This window comes from Rhodosalinus sp. FB01, from assembly GCF_041365715.1.
Taxonomy (GTDB): domain Bacteria; phylum Pseudomonadota; class Alphaproteobacteria; order Rhodobacterales; family Rhodobacteraceae; genus Rhodosalinus.
The window spans coordinates 51,120-77,672 of the sequence record NZ_JBGFSH010000012.1 but is presented as its reverse complement, the minus strand read 5'-3'; the positions used below and the strand labels follow the sequence as shown (position 1 = coordinate 77,672).

Sequence of the window (26,553 nt, the reverse complement as noted above, 5' to 3'; positions counted from 1 at the left end):
GCTTCCGGCGCGATCTATCCCGATCGCCGCGGGCGTGCAACGCCAAGCCGCCGCGCGGCGCTTACGCCTACTCCGCGCGAAGCGCGCCGGCCCGCAGGCGCAGCGCGTCCGCCCGCGCCGAGAGCGCCGCGGCCTCGCTGCCCGTGGCGGTGCGCGCCCGGGCCTGCAACGCCGCCGCCTGCAGCGACAGACGCTCCGCCGCCTCCGGCGTGGCGCGGGGCGGGCGGTCCGGGCCGAGCACCTCCTCGATGGGCAGAAGCCGGGGGTAGGGCGCGTTCGCCACGTCCGGCGCGACCGCCGCGTCGAGGTCCGGGAACTGCGTGCAGGCGGCGAGCGCGGTCAGGGCGAGCATGAAGAGGCGGGGGCGCATCGGGCGGCTTTCCGGCTGGGTCTGTCACCCTCTTGCCTCAGGGCGCGCGGGGCTGGCAAGCGCGGCGGTTGATCTGAACGGGCGTTCAGTAAATCCTGCCGCCCATGGCACGCACGGCAGGATCGCATGCGGGGGTGACCGGCCCGAGGATGCGCGAGGCCGCGTTGAAGCTTTTCGCGCGCCACGGCTACGCGGCGGTCTCGATGCGCCGGATCGCCGCCGAGGTGGGTGTTCAGGCCGGGGCGCTCTACAGCTACACGCCCGACAAGCAGACGCTGCTCTTCTCGCTTCTCGAAAATCACATGGAAGAGTTGCTGGCGGCGCGCATGGCGCTGCCCGCCTCGGGCCCGGCGCTCGCGCGGCTCGAGGCGTTCACCCGGTTTCACATCCGGTTCCACCTCGAGCGCCCCAAGGCGGTCTTTATCTCCTACATGGAGCTTCGCAATCTCGAGCCGGAGAATTTCGCCGTGATCGAGAGGCTACGGCGGGATTACGAGACCTTTCTGGAAACCATTCTGCGCGATGGCGATGCCGAGGGCGTTTTCGCGGTGCCCGACACCAAGATCGCCGCGCTCGCCCTCATCGCCATGCTGAACGGCGTGAACACCTGGTATCGCGCGGGCGGCCGGCTCTCGCTCGCCGAGGTGGAGGCGATCCACTGGGACATGGTGCGCAAGGCGGTCGCGCCGGCCTGACCGATCCGGGGCCGGGCCGCGCCCCGGCCCGCTCCCGGCGCGCGGTCAGTCGGCCCGGATGAAGGTGCCGTTCCGCAACTCGGTCACGGCCTGCAGGATCTCCTCGCGGGTGTTCATCACGATCGGCCCATGCCAGGCGACGGGTTCGCGGATCGGCGCGCCCGAGATCAGCAGGAAGCGGATGCCCTCCGGCCCGGCCTGCACCGTCACCTCGTCGCCGGTGCCGAAGCGCACGAGAGTGCGGTCGCCCGACAGGTCGCGGATGTTCACTTCCTGGCCGGCGATCTCCTTCTCGAGCAGCACGCCCGCGGGCTGGCTCGCGTCGGCGAAGACGCCCGCGCCGTGGAACACGTAGGCGAAGGCGCGGCGGTAGGTGTCGATGCGGAAGGTCTTCTTCACGCCCGCGGGCACGAAGATGTCGAGATATTGCGGCTCCGCCGCGATGCCGTCCACCGGGCCGGTCCTGCCCCAGAACTCGCCCACGATCACCTTCACGCGCGTGCCGTCATCGTCGATCACCTCGGGAATGTCGGTGCCTTTCACGTCCTGATAGCGGGGCGCGGTCATCTTCAGCGACGACGGCAGGTTCGCCCAGAGCTGGAAGCCGTGCATCTGACCCGCCGCGTTTCCCTTCGGCATCTCCTGGTGCAGGATGCCCGACCCGGCGGTCATCCACTGCACGTCGCCCGCGCCGAGCGAGCCGACATTGCCGAGGCTGTCGCCGTGATCGACCGTGCCCTCGAGCACATAGGTGATCGTCTCGATGCCGCGGTGCGGGTGCCAGGGAAAGCCGCGCTGATAGTGCTCGGGCACGTCGTTGCGGAAGTCGTCGAAAAGCAGGAACGGGTCGAGCTCCGAGGGATCCTGGAAACCGAAGGCGCGGTGCAGGTGCACGCCCGCGCCTTCAAGCGTCGGCTGCGCGCGGCGGGTCTCGACGGTCGGTCTGAGTGACATGGCGCTCTCTCCGGATTCATGTGACATCACGGCAGATAAGGGGCGTCGCGTCCGCGAGCAACGCGGGGGGCGAGAGGGCAGGTGTGCGGCACCGCACAGTCGCCGGCCCCTCGCCATCGCCGCGTGCCCGCGCTAGAGCAGGCGTCGAACCAGCGGACGGGGCAGGCATGAGCGAGCGGGATGAGCGGCACGACAGTGTGGAGGTGCGGCTTGCGCCCTCGCCCGGGCGGCGATGGTTCGGGCTGGGCGTGACCTACGCTCTCGGCGCGCTTCTGCTTTACCTCGCGCTCGCGGCGCCGCCCGCGCCGGCCTGGCAGGTCTTTCTCGTCCTCGCGGCGGGAGCCGCGCTCTGGACCGGCGAGAAGATGCGCCGCGCGACGTCGGGCGCGGTGGAACTGACCGCCCAGGGGTTGCGTGATACGGACGGCACGCTGATCGCCCGCCTGGACGAGATCGAGGGACTGGATCGCGGGATGTTCGCCTTCAAGCCGTCCGGCGGCTTTCTTCTGCGCCTTGCCACGCCGCGAAGCCCCCGGGTCTGGCGCCCGGGCCTGTGGTGGCGCACCGGCCGCCGGGTCGGCGTGGGCGGCATGACCTCACGCGCAGAGGCCCGCGCGATGGCGGACCTCATTTCGCTCAGGCTGGCAAAGCGGGATCGCTGAGCCTGCTCAGCTGTCCGACCAAACGAGTTGCGGCGCGAAACGCGGGCGCGTGAAGACGAAGGTCTCGAACTGCTGCTGGCCGATACCGACCCTGAAGAGCGGATTGTAGTCGGCCCAGGTCTGCACCAGGATGATCTGCTCTTCATCGCCCATCGACGGCAGGACGCCGTCCCAATCCGCGACCTGATCCGGCGTCAGTTCGCCGGCCCCGCCGCGCGATTGGGACCAGCGCAGGTCGTAGCTTTGGGTGTCCTCGTCCCAGCGCACGACCGAGACGCGGACGCCCGGGTTTTCGAGCTCCCCGTCGGTCAGCATGTCGAAAAGCGTCAGCGTGTTGTCGAGGTAGGTCGGCGTGATCTCCAGCGTCTCGCGCGAGAGCATGTCGCCGATCGTGAAGGCGGCCTTGTGGGTGACGCTGTTCTGACGGAACATGTCGAAGAAGACGTAGGTGGCCGAGAATGCCCAGAGAATGATGGGCATCAGGATCACCGCTTCCACGGTCAGGCTGCCCCGCGTCTCGTCGAGGAAGCAGCGAAGGCGATCGCGCCAAAGTGTCATCATCCCGCCATACTCCTCAGGGTTCCTGCACGAAGGCAGAGCTCACGACGAGCGCGACATCGCCCGATGCGTCGGACGCCATGTTCTGGCCGAGCCAGCTTGCGGGTGTGAGCGGCGCGAATTTCAGGCAGGCGCGCAGCAGCATCAGCTCGTTCGACTTGCCGGGCGTCCACTCGCGCAGCGGGTTCACCTCTTCCGACCGGTCCACGCAGTCGGGCTTGTCGGGCAGGGATTGCCAGGCGCGCATGTCGTTGGGCACCATCTCGAGCTTCAGCGCGTTGGTGCAGTCCGGAATGATCGCCGCGTTGTCGCAGATGCTCTGCCGAAGATCCGAGTATTGCGGCGGCGCACCGGTGCTCAGCCGCAGATCGCGCACCGCCATGTCGAGACCGCGCTCGAGCATGGCGTGGCGCATCGTGATGATCCCCAGCTCGATCGTCGCGTAGAGGATCATCATGAACAGCGGCATCCAGATCGCGAACTCGATGGTCATGAACCCATCCTCGCGCCCGAGCCATCGCGCCAGCCGGGACTTGCCGCGTCTCATTGGGTAAGCCTCAGCTGGTTGATCTGGCTCGCGATCGCGACGAAGGCGTCGGAGATCTCAAGGCCGTCGACGTCGAAGTAGTGGCTGGGCGAGGAGGCGCAGTTCCGCATCTCCGTTCGGGCGTTGCTCGGCGCCTCGAACGAGATCGTGTAGACCGTCACGCCGTTGTCCTTGGCGAAGTTGCAGAGCGCGTAGAACCGCGAGAGGTTCGTCGAGCGCGAGGACAGTTGTTCGCGCTTGGAACTGGACTGGTTCTGAAGTTCGACGGTGGCGTTGTCGGGGTTCATCGGCTCGGTCGGGCGGTACTGGTCGGTGATCTGACCGTCGGTCATGAGGACGATCACCTTGCGCCAGCCTTCCGCGTTCCAGTCGGACGGACGATCCGTGAAGTCGGCCGGCACCTGCCCGTGGCCCGCGAGATGCGTGAAGGCCGGGCGCGTGGCCGGGTCGAGCAGCGAGAGACCCCACTTCAACGCATAGTGGGTCCCCGTGCCGTCATGCATCCGGATGTCCCGGATGAAGCCACGCAGAGAGCTCTCGTCGTTCTGCGCATACTGGATGCGGGTATCGTCCTCGGGGCACCAGCCCCAGTCCATCACGTTCGCGGCGATGTCCCAGTACATGAAGTGCGGCACCTGGCCCAGGCCGGTCTGCGGCAGGCCCGAATGCGTGAAGTCCGCCGATTCAAGTTCCAGGCAGGAGGAGACGTTCGGGAACTGGTTGGCGAAGAAGTCCGAGTAGCTGAGTTCTAGGTCCACGTCGCGGAAATCGGTCGGGCCGCTGTCGGGCGCGGCCGTGCCGCCCTCCTCGTAGGCGTAGTACTCGGTGGCCTGACGTCCGCCCTTGATAGAAACGCCGACGGTCATGCGGCTTTGATCCAGGTCCGGCGCCTGCGAGGCGATGTAGGACCGCGCGAGGTGGAAGAAATCGTCGAGGTCGTTGCTGATATGCGTTCCGGTGCCGCTGTCCGGGAAACCGTCGATCTTCACCGCGAAGTCGTCCTCGTCGACCGTTCCGAACGGCTCTTCCGTGTCGTAGTAGAACACGACGTTCGAGATGTCCTGCGCCCATTCCGGGAAGTGGTCCGCCCCGGTTTCGTGGTAACGGACGCCGTTCAGGTAATCGAACATCACCGGGCCGGGGTTCGTCTGCCCGGCATAGGGAACGACGTTGACCGAGGTCGTGTCCGCCGCGTTACCGCGCAGCACTGTGCTGATGAACTCCTCCGCCGCCGGCTTGAGGTTGTTCATGCGATTGTTGTAGCGCATGGAGCCCGAGATATCGAGAATGAGCGAGATCTCGATGTTGGGGATCTCCTCCTCCGCGGTGCCCACGGCCGGGGCGCTGAGGTAGTCGATGCCGAGCATGTCGATGAAGAGCGTCCTGGTCTGGCTCGACGCGTCTGCCGATACGGAGCGGAAATTCAGGCCATCCGTCACCGCAGTCTCGGCGAGGAAGTCGCCCATTCCGGACTTGTCGAAATAGCTTTGCACGACGCCCTTGGGCGAGAGCGTCTGATCGAGGTCGGCCGCGGCCAGCACGGCCCGGTCGAGCGTGGCCTGAAGGCGCGTGCGCTTCATCTCGTTGAGCATGAAGTCGACGCCGATCCCCGCGACCATGAGCATCATGAGGAACATGTAGATCGACCAGATCGCCATCCCGCCGCGTTCGTCCCGGCCGAAGCGGCCGAAGCACCGCGCGATCGCTGTTTCACTCTTGGACGACGCCTTGCGGCACGCGTCCAGGAAACGCTGCCCTCGTGCCAATTCCACCATGATCGCTACCCTTGCCAAGCCCCCAGCCCAGCGCGCAGACCTTTTTATTACTCTGAAAAGTGGCGGAAATTGGACGACACCGCGCCACTTCGGGCGTCATTGCGCTGCAATTGCGCTGCAAAGGTTAACAAATCCGGCGTTCCCGCTGGAAACTCCGGAGTGCGGAAACGATCCCGCCGGGCGACACCCGAATCGTTTCTGCCGGTCCGCGGGGCGAAGGCCGGCAAAAAATCCCTCGCATCTGGACGCGCGGGCATCCTACGGTCGGCGGAAAAGAGCGGCACGACTCGGGCGCGTTGCGCGGGGACTGCCAGGAACCGCCAGGGGAGGACAGTGAAAATGACGGCGCCGATTCGCGAACCGAGCTTCCGCGAGAGCGTGGACCTGATGTTCAACCGGGCGGTGGCGCTCATGGACCTGCCGCCCGGTCTCGAGGAGAAGATCCGCGTCTGCAACGCCACCTATACCGTGCGCTTCGGCGTGCGCCTGCGCGGGCAGATCCAGACCTTCACCGGGTACCGGTCGGTGCATTCGGAGCACATGGAGCCCGTGAAGGGCGGCATCCGCTATTCCCTGGCGGTGAACCAGGACGAGGTCGAGGCGCTGGCCGCGCTGATGACCTACAAATGCGCGCTGGTGGAGGCGCCGTTCGGCGGCTCGAAGGGCGGGCTCTGCATCGATCCGCGCGAATACGAGGAGGACGAGCTAGAGCGGATCACCCGCCGCTTCGCCTACGAACTCATCAAGCGCGACCTGATCAATCCCGCGCAGAACGTGCCGGCACCCGACATGGGAACCAGCGAGCGCGAGATGTCCTGGATCGCGGACCAGTACAACCGGATGAACACCACCGACATCAACGCGCGCGCCTGCGTCACCGGCAAGCCGCTCGACGGCGGGGGAATCGCCGGCCGGGTGGAGGCCACCGGACGCGGCGTGCAATACGCGCTGCGCGAGTTCTTCCGCCATCCCGAGGACGTCGCCGAGGCCGGTCTCGAGGGCGGGCTGGACGGCAAGCGCGTGATCGTGCAGGGCCTCGGCAACGTTGGCTACCACGCCGCCAGCTTCCTGTCCGGCGAGGACGGCTGCCGCATCACCGGGATCGTCGAGCGGGACGGCGCGCTCTACAATCCCGCCGGGCTCGACGTGGACGCGGTGCGGGCGTGGATCCTCAAGCATGGCGGCGTCACGGGGTTCCCGGACGCCACGCACACCGCCGAGGGCGCGACGCTGCTCGAGACGGAGTGCGACATCCTGATCCCCGCGGCGCTCGAGGGCGTGATCAACATGGGCAACGCCGAGCGGATCAAGGCACCGCTCATCATCGAGGCGGCGAACGGTCCCGTGACGGCGGGCGCGGACGACATCCTGCGCCAGAAGGGCTGCGTCATCATCCCCGACATGTACGCCAATGCCGGCGGCGTCACGGTCAGCTATTTCGAGTGGGTCAAGAACCTCAGCCACATCCGCTTCGGCCGGATGCAGCGCAGGCAGGAAGAGGCGCGTCACGAACTCATCGTGCGCGAGCTCGAGCGGCTCGACCACATGCTGGGCGACGCCTGGAACCTGTCGCCCGATTTCAAGAAACGGTATCTGCGCGGTGCCGACGAGCAGGAACTCGTCCGCTCGGGGCTCGACGACACGATGCGCACCGCCTACCAGAAGATGCGCGAGGTCTGGCACGCACGCGAGGACGTGCAGGACCTGCGGACCGCCGCCTACCTGGTGTCGATCGACCGCGTGGCCGCGAGCTATCGCGCCAAGGGGCTCTAGGCCGGCGGCGCGTCAGCCGGTCATGGTGTCGCAGAACGTGGCGATCTCGGTGGCTGCGGAACTCTTTCCGACGCGGCCCTCGGGAAGGTGAAGCGTCGCGGCCGGCCGCCGCCGGGCCTCGGCCGCCATTTGCCTGAAGGCGCCATCGGGGCGCTTCGCAGCACCGCTGGTGATCACGAGGCCGATCCGGTCGGGCAGGGCGGGCCGGGTGTCGAGCCAGCGCGACATTGGCAGCGCGGGCTTTCCGACCCAGAGCGGGGCCGCCAGCACGGCCCAGTCCGCGCTGCCGGGGTCGAGCGCGTCGGGCGCTTCCACGGGCGTGGCCGTTCCGAAGACGGTGCGCATGCTCCAGACCACGAAGGCCAGCGGGCCGGGCCCCGGTCCCGGCGCCGCAAGCTGGTGCAGCGGCGCTCCGGTGAGCTCCGCGATCCGCTCGCAGACCTTCCGCGTCGTCCCGCCAAGCGAGTAGCACACGACGATACCGCCCATGATCCCCCCGTCCCGGTTGCGATCCTGCCCAGAATGCAGGCACGAGACGGCGTGTGCATTGATGTCGCGCAACGCGCAGTCGCGGATCGGCCCCGATTTGTCGAAAAGCGATTGGGCAGACCTGTTGCCCCATTGCTATCACGGGGCCGAATTGGTTCAGTCGGGCCGGCCGGCGGTGCGGCGCGCGAAGGAGCGGATGATGCGGTTTTCGGGGTTCCGGGTTTTCCGGGAGGGCCTTGCAGGCAATCGGGGCGGGGCGCCGCACTGGCGCGACCCCGAACCGAAGCCGGAATACGATATCGTCATCGTCGGCGGGGGCGGCCATGGCCTGGCCACCGCGTACTACCTGGCCAAGGAGCATGGCCTGACCAACGTGGCGGTGCTCGAGAAGGGCTACATCGGCGGCGGGAACGTGGGCCGGAACACGACCATCGTGCGCGCCAACTACTTCCTGCCGGGAAACTCGGAATTCTACTCGCATTCCCTCAAGCTCTGGGAAGGGCTGGAGGACGAGTTGAACTACAACGTGATGCACTCGCAGCGCGGGCTCATCAATCTCTTCCACTCGGACGGCCAGCGCGCCGCCTTCGCCCGCCGCGGCAACGCGATGATCAACCAGGGCGACGACGCGATCCTGCTCGACCGCGAAGGCGTGCGCAAACACCTGCCCTACCTTGATTTCGACAACACCCGCTTTCCGATCTACGGCGGCCTGCTGCACCCGCGCGGCGGCACCGCGCGTCACGCCGCCGTGGCGTGGGGCTACGCCCGCGGCGCGGACCGGCGCGGTGTGGACCTGATCCAGAACTGCGAGGTGACGGGCATCGACATCGAGGGCGACCGCGTGACGGGCGTTCAGACCACCCGCGGGGCGATCCGCGCCAAGAAGCTGGGCATCGTCGTCGCCGGACGCTCGAGCCAGGTCGCCGCGATGGCCGGGCTGCGCCTGCCGATCGAAAGCCACATCCTGCAGGCCTTCGTCACCGAGGGGCTGAAGCCCGTGATCGACCACGTCGTGAGCTTCGGCATGGGGCACTTCTACATCAGCCAGTCCGACAAGGGCGGGCTGGTGTTCGGCGGCGACCTCGACTTCTACGCCTCCTACGCGGCGCGGGGGAACCTGCCCATGGTGGAGCACGTGATGGAGGCGGGCATGACGCTGATGCCGATGATCGGCAAGGCGCGGGTTCTGCGCAGCTGGGGCGGCATCATGGACATGACGCCCGACGGCTCGCCGATCATCGACAAGGCGCCGGTGGAGGGGCTCTACCTCAATTGCGGCTGGTGCTACGGCGGCTTCAAGGCGGTGCCGGGCTCGGGCTTCTCCTTCGCGCACCTGATGGCCACCGACCGGCACCACGCGCCGGCGGCGGGCTACCGCCTCGACCGGTTCCGGACCGGGCAGGGGCTGATGGACGAAGAGGGCACGGGCTCTCAGCACAATCTGCACTGAGGGGCGGACGATGCGGCATGCTGCGGGCGCGAGAGTTGCGGTGACGGGCGGGCGGACGGCGGTGCGGCCCGCGAACGGCGAAGGGATGACGGGCCGATGCGCATAGACTGCCCCCTCTGCGGCGCGCGCGACCTGCGCGAGTTCACCTACAAGGGCGCGGCGGTGGCGCTTGACCGGCCCGCGCCGGACGCGGGCGCGGAGGCATGGGACGACTACCTGCACAACCGCGAGAACCCGGCCGGGCGCACCCGCGACCTCTGGTATCACGAGGCGGGCTGCGCCGCGTGGCTCGTGGTCGAGCGGGACACGCGCACGCACGAGGTTTTCTCCGCCGCGCTCGCCCGCGACGTGACCGCCGGGGAGGGCGCGGCATGAGGGTCGCCGGGGCAGGACGCAACGCGGAGGCGCCCACGGTCTCCTTCCGCTTCGACGGGGTGGACTATCGCGGCCGCGCGGGCGAGCCGCTGTCGGCCGCGCTGCTCGGGAACGGGATCCGCCTGATCGGGCGCAGCTTCAAGTATCACCGCCCGCGCGGCGTGCTGACCGCCGGCTCGGAGGAGCCCAACGCGCTGGTGACGATCGGCCGGGGCGCCGCGGAGGAGCCCAACATCCGCGCCACCATGCAGGAGCTCTACGAGGGGCTCGAGGCGCGCAGCCAGAACCGCTGGCCGTCGCTTTCGTGGGATCTGCTGAGCGTCAACGACCTCTTCGCGCCCTTCCTGGGCGCGGGGTTCTACTACAAGACCTTCATGTGGCCCCGCAGCTTCTGGGAGAAGCTCTACGAGCCCGCGATCCGCCGCGCGGCCGGACTCGGCGCGCTCTCGCGCGCGCACAATCCCGACCGCTACGAGAAGGCCTTCGCGTTCTGCGATCTGCTGGTGATCGGGGCGGGGCCGGCAGGGCTGATGGCGGCGCTTGCCGCGGGGCGCGCGGGCGCGGACGTGATCCTCGCCGACGAGAACGCAGAGATGGGCGGCCGCCTTCTCGCCGAGACCGAAGAGGTCGGCGGCCAGCCTGCCCACGGCTGGGCGCGCGAGGTCCTGGCCGAGCTTGCCGGGATGGATAATGTGCGGCTGATGCCGCGCACCACCGTGACGGGCGCCTACGACCAGGGCACCTACGGCGCGCTCGAACGGCTGGCGAGCCACCGCGCCGACCCGCCCGCAACGCTGCCGCAGGAGTGTTTCTGGCGGATCGTGGCAAAGCGCGCGATCCTCGCGGCGGGCGCGCTCGAACGTCCGGTCGCCTTCGCGAACAACGACCGCCCCGGCATCATGACCGCCTCGGCGGTGCGCGCCTACCTCAACCGCTGGGGCGTCGCGGCGGGCCGCTCCGTCGTCGTCTTCGGCAACAACGACGACGCCCACCGAACCGTGCGCGACCTGCAGGCCGCGGGTGTGCACGTGGCCGCGCTGGTGGACAGCCGCACCGACGCGCGCGGCCCCGAGGGCGTGCGCGTCTTTCGCGGCGCGGTGGTCTGCGGCACCGAAGGCGACCGGGACGGGCTCGAGTCCGTCACGATCCGGCTGGAGAACGGCCGCATCGAGCGCATCCGGACGCAGTGCCTGGCCATGTCGGGGGGCTGGAACCCGTCGGTTCACCTGACCTGCCACATGAACGGCCGCCCGGCCTGGCGCGAGGACATCGCCGCCTTCGTGCCGGCCGAGGGCGCGGTGCCGGGGCTGATTCCCGCGGGCGCCTGCGCGGGCGATTTCTCCACCCACGGCTGTCTCGCGGGCGGGCTGCGGACTGCGGCCGGCGCGCTTGCCGATCTCGGACGGCAGCTTCCCGACATCCCGCTGCCCGAGGCCGAGGACGCGCCGTACCGGCTGCGGCCGCTCTGGGCGGTGCCGGGCAAGGGGCGCGCCTGGCTCGATTTCCAGAACGACGTGACGGTGAAGGACGTGAAGCTCGCGGCGCAGGAGAACTACCGCTCCGTCGAGCACATGAAGCGCTACACCACCCAGGGCATGGCGCCCGACCAGGGCAAGAACTCCAACGTCGCCGCGCTGGCCGTCCTTGCCGACGCGACCGGGCGCGGCATCCCCGAGACCGGCACCACGACGTTCCGCCCGCCCTTCGTGCCCGTCTCCATCGCCGCGATGGGCGCGGGCGCCCAGGGCAAGGGCTTCGCGCCCGAGCGGTTCACCACGAGCCACCGCGCGAGCCTCGAGCGCGGCGCCCCGATGATCGAGGCGGGTCTCTGGTACCGGCCGAGCTATTTCCCGCAGCCGGGCGAGACCGGCTGGCAGCCCGCCTGCGCGCGCGAGGTGACGATGGTGCGCGAGGCGGTGGGCGTGGCGGACGTCTCCACCCTGGGCAAGATCGACATCCAGGGGTCCGACGCCGCGGCCTTCCTCGACTTCGTCTACGCCAACACCTTCTCGACGCTGAAGGAGGGGCGGGTCCGCTACGGGCTCATGCTGCGCGAGGACGGCCACGTCATGGACGACGGTACCACCGCGCGGCTCGGAGAAACGCACTACCTGATGACCACCACCACCGCGGCGGCGGGGGAGGTGATGCGCCACCTCGAATTCGTGCACCAGGGTCTGCGGCCCGAGCTCGACGTGCGCTTCGTCTCGGTGACGGAGCAGTGGGCGCAGTTCGCCGTGGCCGGCCCGCGGGCGGCGGAACTCCTCGACGGGATCGTCGATGGCGGCCTCGACAGCGACGCCTTCCCCTTCATGGGATGCGGGCCGGTCTCCGTGCTGGGCGCGGCGGGGCGGCTCTTCCGCATCTCCTTCTCGGGCGAGCAGGGCTACGAGGTCGCGGGGCCCGCGCGATACGGCGACGCGCTCTTCCGCACGCTGGTGGCCCGTGCAGAGGCGCTGGGCGGCGGGCCCTACGGGATGGAGGCGCTCAACGTGCTCCGGATCGAGAAGGGCTTCATCACCCATGCCGAGATCCACGGGCGCACCACCGCCTTCGACATCGGCATGACGCGGATGGTGAGCGCGAAGAAGGACTGCGTGGGCAAGGCCGCCTCCGAGCGGCCGGGCCTCGTCGGCGATCACCGCGAACAACTCGTCGGGCTGCGCCCGCTCGACGCGGCGCGCCCGCTCGGGGCCGGTGCGCATCTTTTCGAGGAGGGCGCGGCGCCCGTGCGCGAGAATTCCCAAGGCTACGTCACCTCCGTGGGGCCGTCGCCCACCTTCGGCTGCTGGCTGGGGCTCGGCTTCCTGCGCAACGGCCGCGCGCGGCATGGCGAGACGGTGATGATGGTGGACCACCTGCGCGGGCGGCGCGTGGCCTGCCGGGTGCAGGACCCCGTCCAGTTCGACCCGGAAGGAGAGCGGATCCGTGGCTGAATTGCCTCCCCTCACGCCCTGCGACGGGCTTCTGCCGGTGGAAACGGGCGGCCTGCGGCTCACCGAGGTGACGCCGGGGCACCTCACCTCGCTCATGCCCGGGCCGGACGGCGCGGCGGCGCTGGGCAAAGCGCTCGAGACGGCGCATGGTCTCGGCTGGCCCGATCCGGGCCGCGCCGTTCTGGGGGCGGACGCCGCCGTGGTCTGGACGGGCCACGACCAGGCGATGCTCATGGGCCCTGTGCCCGACGCGTCGCTTGCCGAGCACGCCGCGCTCACCGACCAGTCCGACGCCTGGGCTGTGGTGACACTTTCCGGGGCGGACGGGCCGGAGGCGCTCGCGCGGCTCGTGCCGGTCGACCTGCGGCCCTCCGCCTTCCCGGAGGGCTTTGCCGCGCGCACGCTTCTCGGCCACATGAACGTGAGCCTCGTGCGGACCGGGCCCGAGGCGATCCGGATCATGGCGTTCCGCTCCATGGCGCAGACGCTCGTTCACGAGCTTCGCCAGGCGATGGAAGGCATCGCGGCCCGCCGCGCCGGGTGACAGGCGGGCGCCCGCGCGTTATGTCCTGACGGGACGCATCCCGAGGAGGTTCCATGACCCGCCTGACCCTGACTGTCGCCGCCGCGCTTTTCACCCCCCTGGCCGCCGCCGCGCAAACCGGTCCGGAGGACTGTGCCGCACAGGCGAGCATCGTCGCCGCGGCGGTGGAGCAGCGAAGCGCGGGAGAGGCGCCCGAGGCCGCCACGCAGGCCGTGGCCGGCGCGCTCGAAGGCCGGGCCGAGGCCTATGCAGAGGCGGTGCCGCTCATCGTGGAATGGGTCTGGTCGCTTCCCGAGGGGCAGCTCGGCGCCGACGTGGCCGACACCTACGAGGCCGCCTGCCTGAACCAGTGACCCCGACCGGCCGCGGCGCTGCCTGATCCTTTCACGGGCGACGCTGGACAGAGGCGCCCGTGCGGCCGATATTCGGGCCATGAGCCTGCCCCCCGGATTCCTCGACGAATTGCGCCCCCGCACCAGCCTCGCGCAGGTCGTGGGCCGCAAGGTTCTGTGGGACAACCGGAAATCGAACCAGGCCAAGGGCGACATGTGGGCGCCGTGCCCGTTCCACCAGGAAAAGACGGCCAGTTTCCACGTCGACGACCGCAAGGGCTTCTACTATTGCTTCGGCTGTCACGCGAAGGGCGATGCCATCTCCTTCGTCCGCGAGACGGAAAACGTCGATTTCATGGAGGCCGTCGAGATCCTCGCCCGCGAGGCGGGCTTGCCGATGCCCGCCCGTGACCCGCAGGCGAAGGAGAAGGCCGACCGCAACGCCGAGCTCGCCGACGTGATGGAGCAGGCGGTGCGGCATTTCCGGCTCCAGCTCTCCACCGGCGCGGCGGCCGAGGCGCGGGCCTATCTCGCCCGCCGCGGCCTCGACGACGCGGCGCTGTCGCGTTTCGAGATCGGCTTCGCGCCGGACGCGCGCCAAGGGCTTTACCGTCATCTCCGGGATAAGGGGGTGGCGGACGACCTGATCGTGGAGGCCGGGCTTTGCGCCAAGCCCGACGATGGCGGCGCGCCCTACGATCGCTTCCGCGACCGCATCGTCTTTCCGATCCGCGATCCGCGGGGACGTGCCATCGCCCTGGGCGGGCGGGCGATGTCCCCGCAAGCCCGCGCGAAATACCTCAACTCTCCCGCGACGCCCCTCTTCGACAAGTCGCGCAACCTCTACAACCACGCCCCCGCGCGCGAGGCGGCGGGCAAGGGGCAGCCGCTCGTCGTGGCCGAGGGCTACATGGACGTGATCGCACTCGTCACCCACGGGTTAGAGGCGGCGGTGGCGCCGCTCGGAACGGCGATCACGGAAACCCAGCTGGGGCTTTTGTGGCGGATCGCGGACGAACCGGTGGTCGCGCTCGACGGCGACCGCGCCGGGCTTCAGGCCGCCTATCGCCTGATCGATCTCGCGCTGCCGCTTCTGGAGGCGGGCAAGGGGCTGCGCTTCGCGTTGATGCCGCCGGGGCAGGATCCGGACGATCTGCTGCGCGCGCAGGGGCCGGCCGCGCTGCGCAAGCTCCTCGACGAGGCGCTGCCGATGGTGCGCCTGCTCTGGCGGCGCGAGACCGAGGGCCGCTCGCTCGACAGCCCCGAGCGCAGGGCCGCGCTCGACAAGGCGCTGCGCGCCGCGGTGGGCCGCATCCGGGATCCGTCGATCCGCACGCATTACGGCGAGGCCTTCCGGTCCCTGCGTTGGGAGCTTTTCCGCCCGGCGCGGCAAGGATTCGGCGGGCGCGTACGCCCTGGCAGCGGCCAGCGATCCCTGTCGCCGATGTCCAGCACGCGGCAGTCGCTGCTGGTCTCGGCCGGGGACGAGGTGACGGGGCATCTGCGCGAGGCGGTGATTCTGGCCACGCTGCTGGCCCATCCCGCGCTGATCGAGGAGGTGGCCGCACCGCTCGAGGCGCTGGAGTGCCGAGACCCCGATCACGACGCGCTGCGCACGGCGCTGCTTGCCCGCCCTGATGCCGACGCGGCGGAGTTGCGCGCGGCGATCGAGGCGACGCTCGGGACAGAGCCCCTTGAAAGGCTGGCCGCCACGGACCATGTGGCGGTAACGCCGTGTCTGCGCCGGCCGGGGGATGTGGAGCTGGCGCGCCAGACACTGTCGGAGGAGTTCGCAAAGCTCGACGCGATTCGCGGGCTGCAGATGGAGATCCGGGAAGCGGAAGAGGATCTGGCGCAGGTGGCCGACGAGACGCTGACATGGCGTCTTGGCCAGGCAGCAGAGGCCAACCACCGCGCCACGCGCATTGGACATGAGGACAAGGTCGAGTATGAAACTGGCCCAAACGGCGCCCGCGTCAGCCGAGCCGAACGAGACACGCTTCGGGCGCTGCTCGACAGTATTGCGGACAGCAAGGGCCGCAAGTGAGGTCGGGCCACGACAGCCCGCGAAAAACCGACCTGCGCGGGGTGTCCGAATCGCCGCGCCGCGCTATTGATTCGCGTTAACCGAATCGACCCTGTCAGCCGGGAGATCTGAATGGCCGCCAAGGATACCGACGACCGCAAGCCCGAGGACCAGGATCAGGAGGCCGCCCTGACGCTCGACATGAGCCAGGCAGCGGTCAAGAAGATGATCGGCGAGGCGCGCGAGCGCGGCTACATCACTTACGACCAGCTCAACCAGGTTCTGCCGCCCGACCAGGTCTCGTCCGAGCAGATCGAGGACGTGATGTCGATGCTCTCTGAGATGGGCATCAACATCATCGAGGAGGAAGAGGTCGAGGACGACGACGACAAGGGTTCGACCGATCTGGTCCAGGCGTCGACCTCCAAGGACGTGGCCGTGGCCGGGTCCGAAAGCGAGAAGCTCGATCGCACCGACGACCCGGTGCGCATGTATCTGCGCGAGATGGGGTCGGTCGAACTCCTGTCGCGCGAGGGCGAGATCGCCATCGCCAAGCGGATCGAGGCCGGCCGCAACACGATGATCGCGGGGCTGTGCGAGAGCCCGCTGACCTTCCAGGCCATCACGATCTGGCGGGACGAGCTTCTGTCCGAGGACATTCTGCTTCGCGACGTCATCGACCTCGAGACGACCTTCGGAAACCAGCTCGGTGACGAGGAGGCGGACGCCCCCGTGGTCGACAGCGGGACCGTGGCGGCCCAGCCTCAACCCCAGGCGCAGCGCGCGCAATCCGAGGAGCAGCCCGAACTCGACGCCGACGGCAACCCGATCGCGCGCGAGGACGAGGACGACGAGGAAGAGCAGGCCAACATGTCGCTGGCCGCGATGGAGGCGGCGCTGAAGCCCCGCGTGCTCGAGACGCTCGACCGCATCGCCGAGGATTTCGAGAAGCTGCGTCACATGCAGGACGCGCGCATCTCGGCGACGCTGAACGAGGACGGCGCCTTCAGCGACACCGAAGAGAGCGCCTATCAGACCCTTCGCGCCGAGATCGTGCAGCTGGTCAACTCGCTGCACCTGCACAACAACCGCATCGAGGCGCTGGTCGACCAGCTTTACGGCATCAACCGCCGGATCATGTCCATCGACAGCGCGATGGTGAAACTCGCCGACCAGGCGCGGATCAACCGGCGCGACTTCATCGACGCCTATCGCGGCTACGAACTCGATCCCACCTGGCTCGAGCGTATCTCTCAGAAACCCGGCCGTGGCTGGCAGTCCTTCCTCGAGCGCTCCGCCGACAAGGCGGCCGAGTTGCGCGCCGACATGGCGCAGGTGGGCCAGTATGTCGGCCTCGACATCTCGGAATTCCGCCGCATCGTGGCGCAGGTCCAGAAAGGCGAGAAGGAGGCCCGGCAGGCCAAGAAGGAGATGGTGGAGGCGAACCTGCGTCTCGTGATCTCCATCGCCAAGAAATACACCAACCGCGGCCTGCAGTTCCTCGACCTGATCCAGGAAGGCAACATCGGCCTGATGAAGGCCGTGGACAAGTTCGAATATCGCCGCGGCTACAAGTTCTCGACCTACGCGACCTGGTGGATCCGTCAGGCGATCACCCGCTCGATCGCGGACCAGGCACGCACCATCCGCATCCCCGTGCACATGATCGAGACGATCAACAAGCTGGTGCGCACCTCGCGCCAGATGCTGCACGAGATCGGCCGCGAGCCCACGCCGGAGGAGCTGGCGGAAAAGCTCCAGATGCCGCTCGAGAAGGTCCGCAAGGTGATGAAGATCGCCAAGGAGCCGATCTCCCTCGAAACGCCCATCGGCGACGAGGAGGACAGCCAGCTCGGCGATTTCATCGAGGACAAGAACGCGGTCCTGCCCCTCGACGCCGCGATTCAGGACAATCTCCGTGAGACGACGACGCGGGTGCTCTCCTCGCTCACCCCGCGCGAGGAACGGGTGCTGCGTATGCGCTTCGGCATCGGGATGAACACCGACCACACGCTCGAGGAGGTGGGCCAGCAGTTCTCGGTCACCCGAGAGCGCATCCGCCAGATCGAGGCCAAGGCGCTGCGCAAGCTCAAGCATCCGAGCCGCTCGCGCAAGCTGCGCTCGTTCCTCGATCAGTAGCATGTCCATCCTGTCGCGTCTCTTCGGCGGCGGCGGCGCGCCCGAGCCCCGGCCCGAAGCCGGGCCCGAGCCGGTGGAGCATGACGGCTTCCGCATCTTCGCGGATCCAGTGCGCGACGGCGCCGGGTGGCGCGTCGGCGCGCGCATCGAGACAGAGGTGGACGGCGCGGTGAAGGTGCACCGGATGATCCGGGCCGACACCATCGAGAACGAGGCCACCGCGCGCGACGCCTCGCTTCGTAAGGCCCGGCTGTTGATCGACCAGCAGGGCATGCGCATCTTCGACAGCTGAGACCGGCCCGCGCCGCCTCGTCTGAGCGAACGCCCGAACGGCGGATCTCCGCGCGTTGCGCCTCCTTGCGGCGGGCGGCGCACCGCCCTTCGATGTCACCGGCAAGGAGTTTCGCGGGCCCGCGGTGCCGTCATGTCCGGGCCGGCCCTGCTGTCCTCGCGCGCCAGATCGACGACGTGAACCGCGGGCGAGGCTTTGCGCGGCCGGTAACCCCGCGAAATCGTCAAAGGGCCGCGGGGCGTCCGGCGTGCGCTCGCCCCTGACGGCGGCGAAAAAGGTCGTGCGCTCGTGGGCGTCGCATGGCGGGACGCCGCCGGGAAAGGCCGCGCGCGACGTCGGCCCCGCGCCGGAGGGGCGCGATTGCAACGGCCCGGAAAGGAGATATGGCGCGTCCTGTTTTGGGCTACCCGCGATCTGGCGGCCTGCCTATAGTGATAGTGTCGAACTGGGGGAAACACCCCAGAGGCAGAGGCAGAGACAACCGAGGGGGATGGCCCATGCGCTGCCCGTTTTGTGGAAACATCGACACGCAGGTGAAGGACTCGCGGCCCGCGGAGGATCACGTCTCGATCCGGCGGCGACGGTTCTGCCCGGCCTGCGGGGGTCGGTTCACTACCTATGAGCGGGTGCAGCTTCGCGACCTGGTGGTCATCAAGTCGAACGGGCGGCGCGAGGATTTCGACCGCGACAAGCTCGAACGCTCGATCCGCATCGCCCTGCAGAAACGCCCGATCGATCCCGAGCGCGTGGACCAGATGATCAGCGGGATCGTCCGCCGCCTGGAGAGCATGGGCGAGACGGACATCCCCTCCAAGGTGATCGGTGAGATCGTGATGGAAACGCTGGCGCGGATCGACACCGTGGCCTATGTGCGCTTCGCTTCCGTCTACAAGAACTTCCAGGCGGTCGAGGACTTCGAGGACTTCATGTCCGAGCTGCGTCCGAAGATGGGCGCGGAGGTCGAAGACAAGTCATGACCGGGGGCGACGCCCGCTGGATGCGCGTGGCGCTCACGCTCGGGCGGCGCGGTCAGGGGCGCGTCTGGCCGAACCCGGCGGTGGGGTGCATCATCGTCCGAAACGGCCGCGTGGTGGGGCGCGGCTGGACCCGGCCCGGCGGCCGCCCCCATGCCGAGACCGAGGCGCTGGCAGAGGCCGGGGCCGCGGCGCAGGGTGCCACGGCCTACGTCACGCTGGAGCCTTGCGCCCATGAGGGCCGCACGCCGCCTTGCGCGCTTGCCCTTGCCGACGCGGGGGTGGCGCGCGTGGTCGCGCCCCTGACGGATCCCGATCCGCGCGTCGCGGGGCAGGGGTTCGAGGCGTTGCGCCGCCGCGGCGTGGAGGTCACGACGGGTGTCCTGGCCGAGGCCGCGGGCGCCGATCATGCGGGTTTCTTCCGCCGGGTGGAGCAGGGGCGCCCCCTCGTCACGCTGAAACTCGCCGCGTCCTTCGACGGGCGCATCGCCACCGCGACGGGCGAGAGCCGCTGGATCACCGGTGCCGCTGCGCGGCGCTGGGTGCACGGGATGCGCGCCCGCCACGACGCGGTGATGGTGGGGGCGGGCACGGCGCGGGCCGACGATCCCGCGCTGACGGTCCGGGGGCTTGGCGTCGCCCATCAGCCGGTGCGGGTCGTGGTGTCGCGCCGGCTCGATCTGCCGCTCATGGGCCAGCTTGCGCAGACCGCGCGGGACGTGCCGGTCTGGGTCTGTCATGGCGCGGATGCGGACGCCCAGCTCGTGCGCGCCTGGGGCGGGTTGGGCGCGCGGCTGCTGCCTTGCGCGGTGTCGGGCGGGCAGCTCGACCCCCAGGCCGTGCTGCAGGCCCTGGGGCGCGAGGGGATCACGCGCGTCTTCTGCGAAGGCGGCGGCGCGCTCGCGGCCTCGCTGCTCGCGGCCGATCTGGTGGACGTGCTGGCCGGGGTGACAGCGGGCGTCGCGCTCGGCGCGGAGGGTCAGCCGGTCTTCGGCGCACTGGGCGTGGAGCGGCTGGAGGACGCGCCGCGCTTTCGCCTCATGGAGACGCGCGCCCTCGGCGCCGATGTCCTGCATGTCTGGCAGAAACCCTGAGCCCGACGCCGCCGCCGCCGTCGGCCCGCCTGGCTAACCGCGCCAGAGGCGGGCCTGCCCCGCGAAGAGCCCCTGCAGCTTCGAGAGGGTCCGCAGGGCGGGGCCGGGACGCGGACCGGGCCCCCCGGACAGGCGGTCGAGCGCCACCTCCGGCGGGCAGGGCCGTCCGGTGACGGGATCGTGGTATCGCGGGTAGGCGATGAGCGCGGCGTGCACCAGCCCGTCGAGGGACACGCGCGCACGCCGCCGCGGCGGCACGGGCCCGAGATCCCGGGTCAGCCCCCAGCCCGCGTAGAACGGCGCGCCCAGCGTCACGACAGGCACGCGCCGCAGCAGCGCCTCGAATCCCAGGCCGGAGGTGAGCGTCCAGACCTCGTCCACCCCGGCCAGAAGCGCGGCGGGGTCGGCGTGCTCCAGCACCGCGTCGGCGATCTCGTGCACCGCCTCCGGCGCCAGCTCGCCCGGCCGAAGGCCCGCCTCCACGTCCGGGTGCGGCTTGTAGAGCAGGACCGCGTCCGGGTTCGCCTCCCGCGTGGCGCGAAGCAGCTCGAGGTTGGTGCACAGCGCTCCGGCCCCGGCCCTGACGGAGGCGTCGTCCTCGACCTGCCCGGGCACGAGGATGCGCCGGCCGTCCGGCAGCGCGGGGCGCGCCCCGCCGAGATTGTATTTCGTAAGGCCCGCGGCCACCAGCCGCCTGCGCAAGCGCTCGGCCCGGGCAAGCTCGTCGGGGCGAAGATCGGCCGAGGCCGCGATCAGCCGTTCGAGCCGGCTTTCGCGGCCGGGATCGTAGTAGATCCCCAGATCGTCGGTGACGAGCGACAGCGGCGGCACCAGCTCGGCCCCGAGCCCGCGCGAGCGCAGGAACCCGTCTTCCACCTGTACCGCATCTTCGGGAAGCACGTCCGCCCGGCTCGCCCACACCATGAGGCGGCGGCCGTCCTGTCGGGCCCGCGGCGCGGCGCGGCCCGGGTCGTCCTCGAAGACGACGCCGCGCGGCTCGCCGAAGAAGGCGCTCACCGCGGGACGTTTCCAAAGGCGGATGCCCGAGGCGACCCAGCCCCTGTGGTCCTCGCGCCACGCGCGCGCCGCCGCCTCGAACGCGTCGAGCGCCTCTTCGGGCGTCGCGCGGCGGTCGCGGAAGGGATCGAACCAGACCGGGTAGAGAACGAGCGCCGCCGCGGCGAGTTGGGCGCGGGTGAGCCTGCGCTCCCGGCGGGGTACCGGACGGTCGTCCTCGGTCAGGCCCCAGCCCGCGTAGAAGGGCTGTCCGAAGACGCGCGGGCGGTGGCCGGCGAAGATCGCCTCGAACCCCAGCTGCGAGGAGACCGTGTAGACCCCGACCGCGCCCTCCAGAAGGACCCAGGGCGAGATCGGTTCGTCGTGAAGCGTCACGCGCCCGCGCGCATCCTCGTCGAAGAAGTGGCCCGGCCGTCGTCCCTCCCGCGTTTCGGGATGGGTCTTGACGATCACCCGCGCGCCCGGGTGCTCTTCCTGCGCGAAGGCGAGCATCTCGAGGAACCGCCCGCGATCGGCCCCGCTTGCCCGCCCGGACGCGTCGCCGGCAACCTGGTCCACGACGAGCACGTAGCCGGGCGGGGGTGGCGCGATGCCGGGATCGACGGCGGCATATTTCGTGAGATGCGCGCCGCGCAGGCGGGCCACGATGTCCCGCGCCCGTGACAGAAGCGCCGCATCGTCCAGCGGATGCGTGGCGAGCAGCGTCTCGAGGTCGGACGGCACGGACGGGTCGAAATGCACGCCCGAACGGTCGAGCAGCAGCCCCAGCGGCGCCTCGCCGCCCGAGCGCCCCGGATGGAGCGAGCGCAGGAACGCGTCCTCGATCCGAAGAAGCCCCGCGCCCCGCCGCCGCGCCACGGCCTCGCCGCGCCGCGCGGTGGGGCTTTGCCCCCAGACGGCCACCAGATCGTCCGGCCCGGGAAGGCCCGTGGTGACGCGGTACCCGGCCGCCGCCAGGATGCGCCGGAGCGCGGGCCGGCGCAGGAAGCCGCCGTTATAAACGAAAAGGTGCCGGGGAGCAGTCTCCCCGGCGCCGGGCGTGTGCGCCTGCGGCATGTCGCCCGTCAATTTCCGGAGAAGGTCGACGCGGCGGTGTCCACTGTGTTCACCACGCCCAGCGATCCGGTGATCGCGGAGATCACCTTGCTCCACTGGGTGAAGGGAGCTTCCGTGACGTAGAGCGTATCGCCGTCGCGGATCAGGAAGTCGCGCGCCTCGAAGATGCCGTTGGGTTCCGCCAGGTCGAGGACGTAGACGAAGCGCTGGGCGCCGACGAGGTCGTCGCGGCCCAGCACGGCGTTCGCGATCTCGGCAGGCTCGTTTCGGAACACGAAGACGCCCGTGGGATCGGCCGAGTTGGTGGCCAGCCCGCCGACCCGGGCGAGCGCCTCAAGCGCCGAGAGCGTTTCGCTCTCGACCGTCACGCGCGCCTGCGAGCCGGAGGCGCCGAGCACGCTGAAGGATCGCGTGTCCCGTTCCACGAGGATGCGGTCGCCGTCGCGCAGGGCGATGTCGAACTCGGGGGTATCGTAGAGATCCTCGAACCAGACGGTTCCGCGGTGCCCGCCGCGGATCACGCTGATCAGCGCGACCTCGGGCGGGATCGCGATTCCGCCCGCCGCCGAGATCATCGCCGAGAGGGTGCGCGTTGGCCGCTCGATCGGGTAGATGCCCTGCGCGCCCACGGCCCCCGCCAGCGAGACCGCCGCCCCGTTTCCGGCGAGGCGGCGCACCTGGACCTGGGGGTCGGGGGTCTGGTCGGCCAGCTGGCGGGTGATGATCCGGCGCACGGCCTCGGGCGTGTTTCCGGCGGCCCGGATCCGCCCGGCATAGGGCACGAAGACGAACCCTTCGGCATCCACCTGCACTTCCTCGAGAACGGTGGAATTGCCCGTCTCGCCGGCCAGCAGCCCGTCCTCCACGTTCTCCCAGATGGTCAGGCCGAGCGTGTCGCCCGGCCGGATCACGTCCGAGCCGATGATGCCCGCGTTCACGAACCCTTGCTGGAATGCCAGCGCGGGCATTACAGAGGTCGCTCGCGTCACGCGATCGTTCACTTCGATCACGAAGGCGTCGCCCTGCCGCTGTTCGGAGCCGGCGAATATCTCGTTCTTGCTGGGGCCGGAGCGCGGCAATCCGCAGCCCGCCGCCAGCGACACGACGAGAAGCAGGGCGATGGCGCGCGCCCAGCGGAACGATGTCGATGTCACTGCCTCGTCTCCGGTTCTTCTGCCTTCTGCTTGTCCCGCGAAGCTACCGGCAACCGGGCGAAACGGCCAGCCTGCCCTCAGGCGGGATCAGATCACCGCGCGCAACTGTTGCCTCGGGGCCGCGGTGCCGCGTTCCAGCGCGTCGTAGGGATCCTCTGCCGCGAGCATCATGTCCACGACATGCCGCAGGAGCTGCCGTCGGCTCGCCGAGGCATAGAAGCCGCCCGGCACCTGGCTCGTTTCCAGAAGGTAGCGGCGATACTCCCGGTAGGCGCGCGTGTCGGGCCGGCGGGCCGACGCGAAGAAGGCGGCGAGCGGCTGATCCGACACGAATTCGGGCTTTGCGTAGACCGCCCGCCCGAAGGCTTTCACCGGAACGCCGCGCCAGAGCGCCTGCTGTCCGGCGGTGGAATTGACGGTGACGGCGCTGCGCGCCTCGGCCAGGAGCCGGGCAAGCTTGCCGCCGCGGACATAGTGCACCCGGTCGGCCACGCCATGCGCCGCGGCCGCGCGCGCGAGCGCGGCGCGAACGGCCGCGCGGCCGTCTTCGAGCGGGTGCGCCTTGACCACCAGGTGATGGTGGCGCGGGGCGCCCCGCGCGAAATCGCGCACGCAGAGCTCCACGAACTCGGTCAGGCTGGCGAAGGGCGAATGCGCCCGGAAGGAGCTGTCATGCTCGAGCTGAAGCAGCACGAGGTGATAGGGGAATGCGTCGCGCCGGATCCGCCATGTCGCCAGCGCACGTTCCAGCGCGTGGGCCGGCATCCAGAGAAGCCGCCGGAGATAGAGACGGAACTCCCGCGTCACCGGAAGATCGCGGTGGGGCCGGAAATGGCGGTAGCCGCCGTTCCGAAGCATGACGTGGGCATGGTAGAGCGCGCCGTAGAAGATGTGCTGGCGCATGTCGCCCCAGCGCGCGGGTGCCTGCGGTTGCTCCAGCTCGCCATGCGCGAGCGCCGCCCGCATCCGGGCGACCGTCATGTCCATCAGCCGCGAGTTGCCGTTCGACCCTCCGCGCTCGTAGGTCACCCAGTAGGGGCGAAGATAGCCCTCCTCGAAGACATGGACGCGCAGCCCCCGCTCCCGCGCCTGCGCCACCGCGACGGCGTGGACGGGTCGCGTGTCGCCGTAGAGCACGATGTCGGTGATCCCCTTTTCGGCCACGAGACGTTCGAGCGCCGCGGGCCATGCCTCGACGGGAGACCGGAACGGGATGTAGGAGGCGCGGTCGCGCCAGAACGCCCGGTCGCCCGCGTTGAAGCCGACGCGCCAGACGATGCCCCCCGCCTGGCGCAGCATCGCGCCGAGCGCGTCGAAGAACGGCCCGTGCGGTCCCTGCAAGAAGAGGAACACGCGCGAGGATGGCGGTGTCGCGATGGTGGTCATCCGGCCTCGAGCCCGCTAGATCGACGGCAGGCTACACCAGCTTTGGGACGGAAATAAGGTCCGTCGTGGCAGAAGGAGATGCGCGATGTTTACGGGGATCGTCACGGATGTGGGCACACTGCGCGCGCTGGAGCGGCGCGGCGATCTGCGCGCGCGGATCGCCACGGGATACGACACCTCCGGCATCGAGATCGGCGCCTCGATCGCCTGCGACGGTGTCTGCCTGACCGTCGTGTCGCTGGGCGAGGACTGGTTCGAGGTCGATGTGAGCGCCGAGACCGTGTCGAAGACCGGTCTGGGGAACTGGGCGCCGGGACGCCGCGTCAACCTGGAGCGCGCGCTCTGCGTGGGCGACGAGCTTGGCGGGCACATCGTGTCGGGCCATGTGGACGGCGTGGCCGAGGTGGTCGCGGTGTCCGACGACGGCGACAGCACCCGGGTGCGCCTGCGCGCGCCAGAGACGCTGGCCCGTTTCATCGCGCCGAAGGGATCGGTCGCCCTCAACGGGACATCGCTGACCGTGAACGAGGTGGAGGGGGCCGAGTTCGGCATCAACTTCATTCCCCACACCAAGGAGGTCACCACCTGGGGCGATGTGCGGGTGGGCGATCTGGTGAACCTCGAGGTCGACATGCTGGCGCGCTATGTCGCGCGACTGGCCGAGGCGGGGTAGGGCGCCCTTGCCGTAGCGCCGCGGGTCGCGGCGGTGTAGCCTAGCGGCGTCGCGTCTATGCCGGAGACCGTCCATGACGCCCAGAGCTTCCGCCGCGCCCTACCGTATCGCGGGCGTCGTCTACCTCGTCCTGATCGCGGCGGGCCTCTCCTCCGAGGCCGTGTTCCGTGCACCGCTCTCCGGGCTCGCCGACCTCTCGGCGCTGCCGGGCGGCGCGGATGGGGCGGTGGCCGCGTTGCGCGCCGCGCTTCTCCTCGACACGCTGATGGCGCTTTCGGACGTGGTGCTGGGCGCGCTTCTTCTCGTGATCCTGCGCCCGGCGGGCGAGGCGCTCGCGCTCATGGCGTTCAGCCTGCGCCTCGTGCAGGCGGCAGTTCTGGGCGCGGGGCTCGTGCTGCATCATGGTGCGGCGCTTGCGCTCGACGGGGGCGCGGCGGCCGGCCTCGCGCCCTTCCTTCTTTCGCTCCATGCCCATGCCTACGACATGGGGCTTGTCTTCTTCGGGGGGAGTTGCCTTGCGACGGGCGTGCTGCTCCTGCGGCATCCCGCCTTTCCGGCGGCGCTCGGCTGGGGGATCGGCGCGGCGGGGATCGTCTATCTGTCGGGGAGCGCGCTGCGCTTCCTCGCGCCGGGCCTCTCGGCGGGTTTCGCCCCGGCCTACATGGTGCCGCTGGTGGCCGAACTTGCGCTCGCGCTCTGGCTTGTCTTCGGGGCGCGGGGCCGGGTCGCGCGTGCGCGCCCGGCCGCCGCTTGATGCTTCAGAAGGACCAGACGGCGGCGCCGTCGTCCAGAAGCGCATCGGCCATCGCCGGGGGCTGCGCCACGCCGACGCCGTCCATCAGCACCTCGGGGCCTTCGCCGCGACCCGGCAGGTAGATCGCGCACACCTCTGCGGTGGCGCCGTTCGAGATCGCGGCCTTCAGCAGGCCCTGCGGGCTCATGTCTTTCGGCGGCTGGCCGGCGGTCGCGGTGTCGGGCGCCTCGTCGAGCGCGATGTCGCCGCCCGGGCCGCAAAGCAGGATGCGCACCTCCGCACCCTTTTGCAGCGCCTGCATGGTCAGCACCATGCTCATCAGCTGGGTCTGCGGGTTCTCCGAGGTGACGACGGTGACGAGTTTCTCTTCCATCTCGGCCCCTGCGGGGCCGGCGATGAAAGCGGCCGCGGTGGCGGCCTTCAAGCCTGTCTTGAGCATGAGGGTCCTCTCGGGACGTTGAAGTGCGTTTCCAGTCCCGACGGTAAAGATATATAATAAAAACGGAATACGATATTCTGTCGCAG

25 protein-coding genes are annotated in these 26,553 nt (G+C 69.8%); 15 read left to right on the top strand and 10 right to left on the bottom strand.

Annotated features, from left to right (window positions below; translation table 11 throughout):
• Positions 1-67: 67 nt before the first annotated feature.
• Positions 68-370 carry a hypothetical protein gene (locus AB6A65_RS15035; RefSeq protein ID WP_371039211.1) on the bottom strand — a complete coding sequence of 101 codons (303 nt, stop codon included), beginning with the start codon at positions 368-370 and terminating at the stop codon, positions 68-70.
• A gap of 104 nt (positions 371-474) precedes the next feature.
• On the opposite strand from AB6A65_RS15035, the gene AB6A65_RS15030 reads away from it, so the two are divergent.
• On the top strand, positions 475-1,065 hold the full coding sequence (locus AB6A65_RS15030; RefSeq protein WP_371039210.1) for a TetR/AcrR family transcriptional regulator: 591 nt from the start codon (positions 475-477) through the stop codon (positions 1,063-1,065).
• A gap of 45 nt (positions 1,066-1,110) precedes the next feature.
• Here the strand turns inward: AB6A65_RS15030 and AB6A65_RS15025 are convergent, their stop codons facing one another.
• A complete protein-coding gene (locus AB6A65_RS15025) occupies positions 1,111-2,019 on the bottom strand; it encodes a pirin family protein (protein ID WP_371039209.1) in 909 nt (302 codons plus the stop codon).
• 167 nt (positions 2,020-2,186) lie between these two features.
• Between AB6A65_RS15025 and AB6A65_RS15020 the strand changes: the two genes are divergently transcribed.
• Positions 2,187-2,681: a hypothetical protein gene (locus AB6A65_RS15020; protein WP_371039208.1), complete on the top strand. Its 495-nt coding sequence runs from the start codon at positions 2,187-2,189 to the stop codon at positions 2,679-2,681.
• Positions 2,682-2,687: 6 nt separating this feature from the next.
• Here the strand turns inward: AB6A65_RS15020 and AB6A65_RS15015 are convergent, their stop codons facing one another.
• From AB6A65_RS15015 to AB6A65_RS15005, 3 genes are read right to left on the bottom strand one after another with little or no spacing between them, the layout of a single operon-like run.
• The gene (locus AB6A65_RS15015) at positions 2,688-3,242 is read right to left on the bottom strand and encodes a TadE/TadG family type IV pilus assembly protein (RefSeq protein ID WP_371039207.1); all 555 of its coding nucleotides are present in this window, start codon (positions 3,240-3,242) and stop codon (positions 2,688-2,690) included.
• Between the two features lie 13 nt (positions 3,243-3,255).
• Positions 3,256-3,732, bottom strand: coding sequence for a TadE/TadG family type IV pilus assembly protein (locus AB6A65_RS15010; RefSeq protein ID WP_371039206.1), 477 nt, complete (start codon positions 3,730-3,732; stop codon positions 3,256-3,258).
• Positions 3,733-3,782: 50 nt separating this feature from the next.
• Positions 3,783-5,444: a pilus assembly protein TadG-related protein gene (locus AB6A65_RS15005; protein WP_371039205.1), complete on the bottom strand. Its 1,662-nt coding sequence runs from the start codon at positions 5,442-5,444 to the stop codon at positions 3,783-3,785.
• A 456-nt stretch (positions 5,445-5,900) separates the two neighbouring features.
• Here AB6A65_RS15005 and AB6A65_RS15000 point away from each other — a divergent pair, with 456 nt between their 5' ends.
• Complete coding sequence (locus AB6A65_RS15000; RefSeq protein ID WP_371039204.1) at positions 5,901-7,334, top strand: Glu/Leu/Phe/Val dehydrogenase; 1,434 nt, start codon at positions 5,901-5,903, stop codon at positions 7,332-7,334.
• Positions 7,335-7,346: 12 nt separating this feature from the next.
• Here the strand turns inward: AB6A65_RS15000 and AB6A65_RS14995 are convergent, their stop codons facing one another.
• Entirely contained in the window at positions 7,347-7,823 is a 477-nt protein-coding gene (locus AB6A65_RS14995) for a hypothetical protein (RefSeq protein WP_371039203.1), read from the bottom strand.
• Positions 7,824-8,022: 199 nt separating this feature from the next.
• On the opposite strand from AB6A65_RS14995, the gene AB6A65_RS14990 reads away from it, so the two are divergent.
• The 10 genes from AB6A65_RS14990 (at position 8,023) to ribD (ending at position 19,988) form a co-directional block, all read left to right on the top strand.
• A complete protein-coding gene (locus tag AB6A65_RS14990) occupies positions 8,023-9,276 on the top strand; it encodes a sarcosine oxidase subunit beta family protein (protein WP_371039202.1) in 1,254 nt (417 codons plus the stop codon).
• 96 nt (positions 9,277-9,372) lie between these two features.
• The gene (locus AB6A65_RS14985) at positions 9,373-9,651 is read left to right on the top strand and encodes a sarcosine oxidase subunit delta (RefSeq protein WP_371039201.1); all 279 of its coding nucleotides are present in this window, start codon (positions 9,373-9,375) and stop codon (positions 9,649-9,651) included.
• Positions 9,648-12,587: a sarcosine oxidase subunit alpha family protein gene (locus AB6A65_RS14980; RefSeq protein ID WP_371039200.1), complete on the top strand. Its 2,940-nt coding sequence runs from the start codon at positions 9,648-9,650 to the stop codon at positions 12,585-12,587. Before AB6A65_RS14985 ends, AB6A65_RS14980 begins: the two co-directional genes overlap by 4 nt.
• Positions 12,580-13,131 carry a sarcosine oxidase subunit gamma gene (locus AB6A65_RS14975; RefSeq protein WP_371039199.1) on the top strand — a complete coding sequence of 184 codons (552 nt, stop codon included), beginning with the start codon at positions 12,580-12,582 and terminating at the stop codon, positions 13,129-13,131. The genes AB6A65_RS14980 and AB6A65_RS14975 overlap by 8 nt, the downstream gene beginning before the upstream one ends.
• A 53-nt stretch (positions 13,132-13,184) precedes the next feature.
• A complete protein-coding gene (locus AB6A65_RS14970; RefSeq protein WP_371039198.1) occupies positions 13,185-13,484 on the top strand; it encodes a hypothetical protein in 300 nt (99 codons plus the stop codon).
• Between the two features lie 79 nt (positions 13,485-13,563).
• On the top strand, positions 13,564-15,510 hold the full coding sequence (dnaG, locus tag AB6A65_RS14965; RefSeq protein WP_371039197.1) for a DNA primase: 1,947 nt from the start codon (positions 13,564-13,566) through the stop codon (positions 15,508-15,510).
• 111 nt (positions 15,511-15,621) lie between these two features.
• A complete protein-coding gene (gene rpoD, locus AB6A65_RS14960) occupies positions 15,622-17,628 on the top strand; it encodes an RNA polymerase sigma factor RpoD (protein ID WP_371039196.1) in 2,007 nt (668 codons plus the stop codon).
• A 1-nt stretch (position 17,629) separates the two neighbouring features.
• On the top strand, positions 17,630-17,920 hold the full coding sequence (locus AB6A65_RS14955) for an HlyU family transcriptional regulator (RefSeq protein WP_371039195.1): 291 nt from the start codon (positions 17,630-17,632) through the stop codon (positions 17,918-17,920).
• 497 nt (positions 17,921-18,417) lie between these two features.
• Entirely contained in the window at positions 18,418-18,897 is a 480-nt protein-coding gene (gene nrdR, locus AB6A65_RS14950) for a transcriptional regulator NrdR (RefSeq protein WP_371039194.1), read from the top strand.
• Complete coding sequence (ribD, locus tag AB6A65_RS14945; RefSeq protein WP_371039193.1) at positions 18,894-19,988, top strand: bifunctional diaminohydroxyphosphoribosylaminopyrimidine deaminase/5-amino-6-(5-phosphoribosylamino)uracil reductase RibD; 1,095 nt, start codon at positions 18,894-18,896, stop codon at positions 19,986-19,988. The genes nrdR and ribD overlap by 4 nt, the downstream gene beginning before the upstream one ends.
• A 33-nt stretch (positions 19,989-20,021) precedes the next feature.
• Here ribD and AB6A65_RS14940 read toward each other — a convergent pair whose 3' ends face one another.
• From AB6A65_RS14940 to AB6A65_RS14930, 3 genes are all read right to left on the bottom strand, one after another.
• Positions 20,022-22,061: a capsular polysaccharide biosynthesis protein gene (locus AB6A65_RS14940; RefSeq protein WP_371039192.1), complete on the bottom strand. Its 2,040-nt coding sequence runs from the start codon at positions 22,059-22,061 to the stop codon at positions 20,022-20,024.
• 8 nt (positions 22,062-22,069) lie between these two features.
• Positions 22,070-23,215 (bottom strand): polysaccharide biosynthesis/export family protein, encoded by a 1,146-nt coding sequence (locus tag AB6A65_RS14935; RefSeq protein WP_371039191.1) that lies wholly within the window; start codon positions 23,213-23,215, stop codon positions 22,070-22,072.
• A gap of 87 nt (positions 23,216-23,302) precedes the next feature.
• Positions 23,303-24,601: a capsule biosynthesis protein gene (locus AB6A65_RS14930; protein WP_371039190.1), complete on the bottom strand. Its 1,299-nt coding sequence runs from the start codon at positions 24,599-24,601 to the stop codon at positions 23,303-23,305.
• A gap of 85 nt (positions 24,602-24,686) precedes the next feature.
• On the opposite strand from AB6A65_RS14930, the gene AB6A65_RS14925 reads away from it, so the two are divergent.
• Both AB6A65_RS14925 and AB6A65_RS14920 read left to right on the top strand, forming a co-directional pair.
• Positions 24,687-25,274 (top strand): riboflavin synthase, encoded by a 588-nt coding sequence (locus tag AB6A65_RS14925; protein ID WP_371039189.1) that lies wholly within the window; start codon positions 24,687-24,689, stop codon positions 25,272-25,274.
• A gap of 73 nt (positions 25,275-25,347) precedes the next feature.
• Complete coding sequence (locus AB6A65_RS14920; RefSeq protein WP_371039188.1) at positions 25,348-26,028, top strand: DUF4386 domain-containing protein; 681 nt, start codon at positions 25,348-25,350, stop codon at positions 26,026-26,028.
• Positions 26,029-26,032: 4 nt separating this feature from the next.
• On the opposite strand, the gene AB6A65_RS14915 is transcribed toward AB6A65_RS14920, so the two are convergent.
• A complete protein-coding gene (locus tag AB6A65_RS14915; RefSeq protein WP_371039187.1) occupies positions 26,033-26,467 on the bottom strand; it encodes a hypothetical protein in 435 nt (144 codons plus the stop codon).
• Positions 26,468-26,553: the final 86 nt, after the last annotated feature.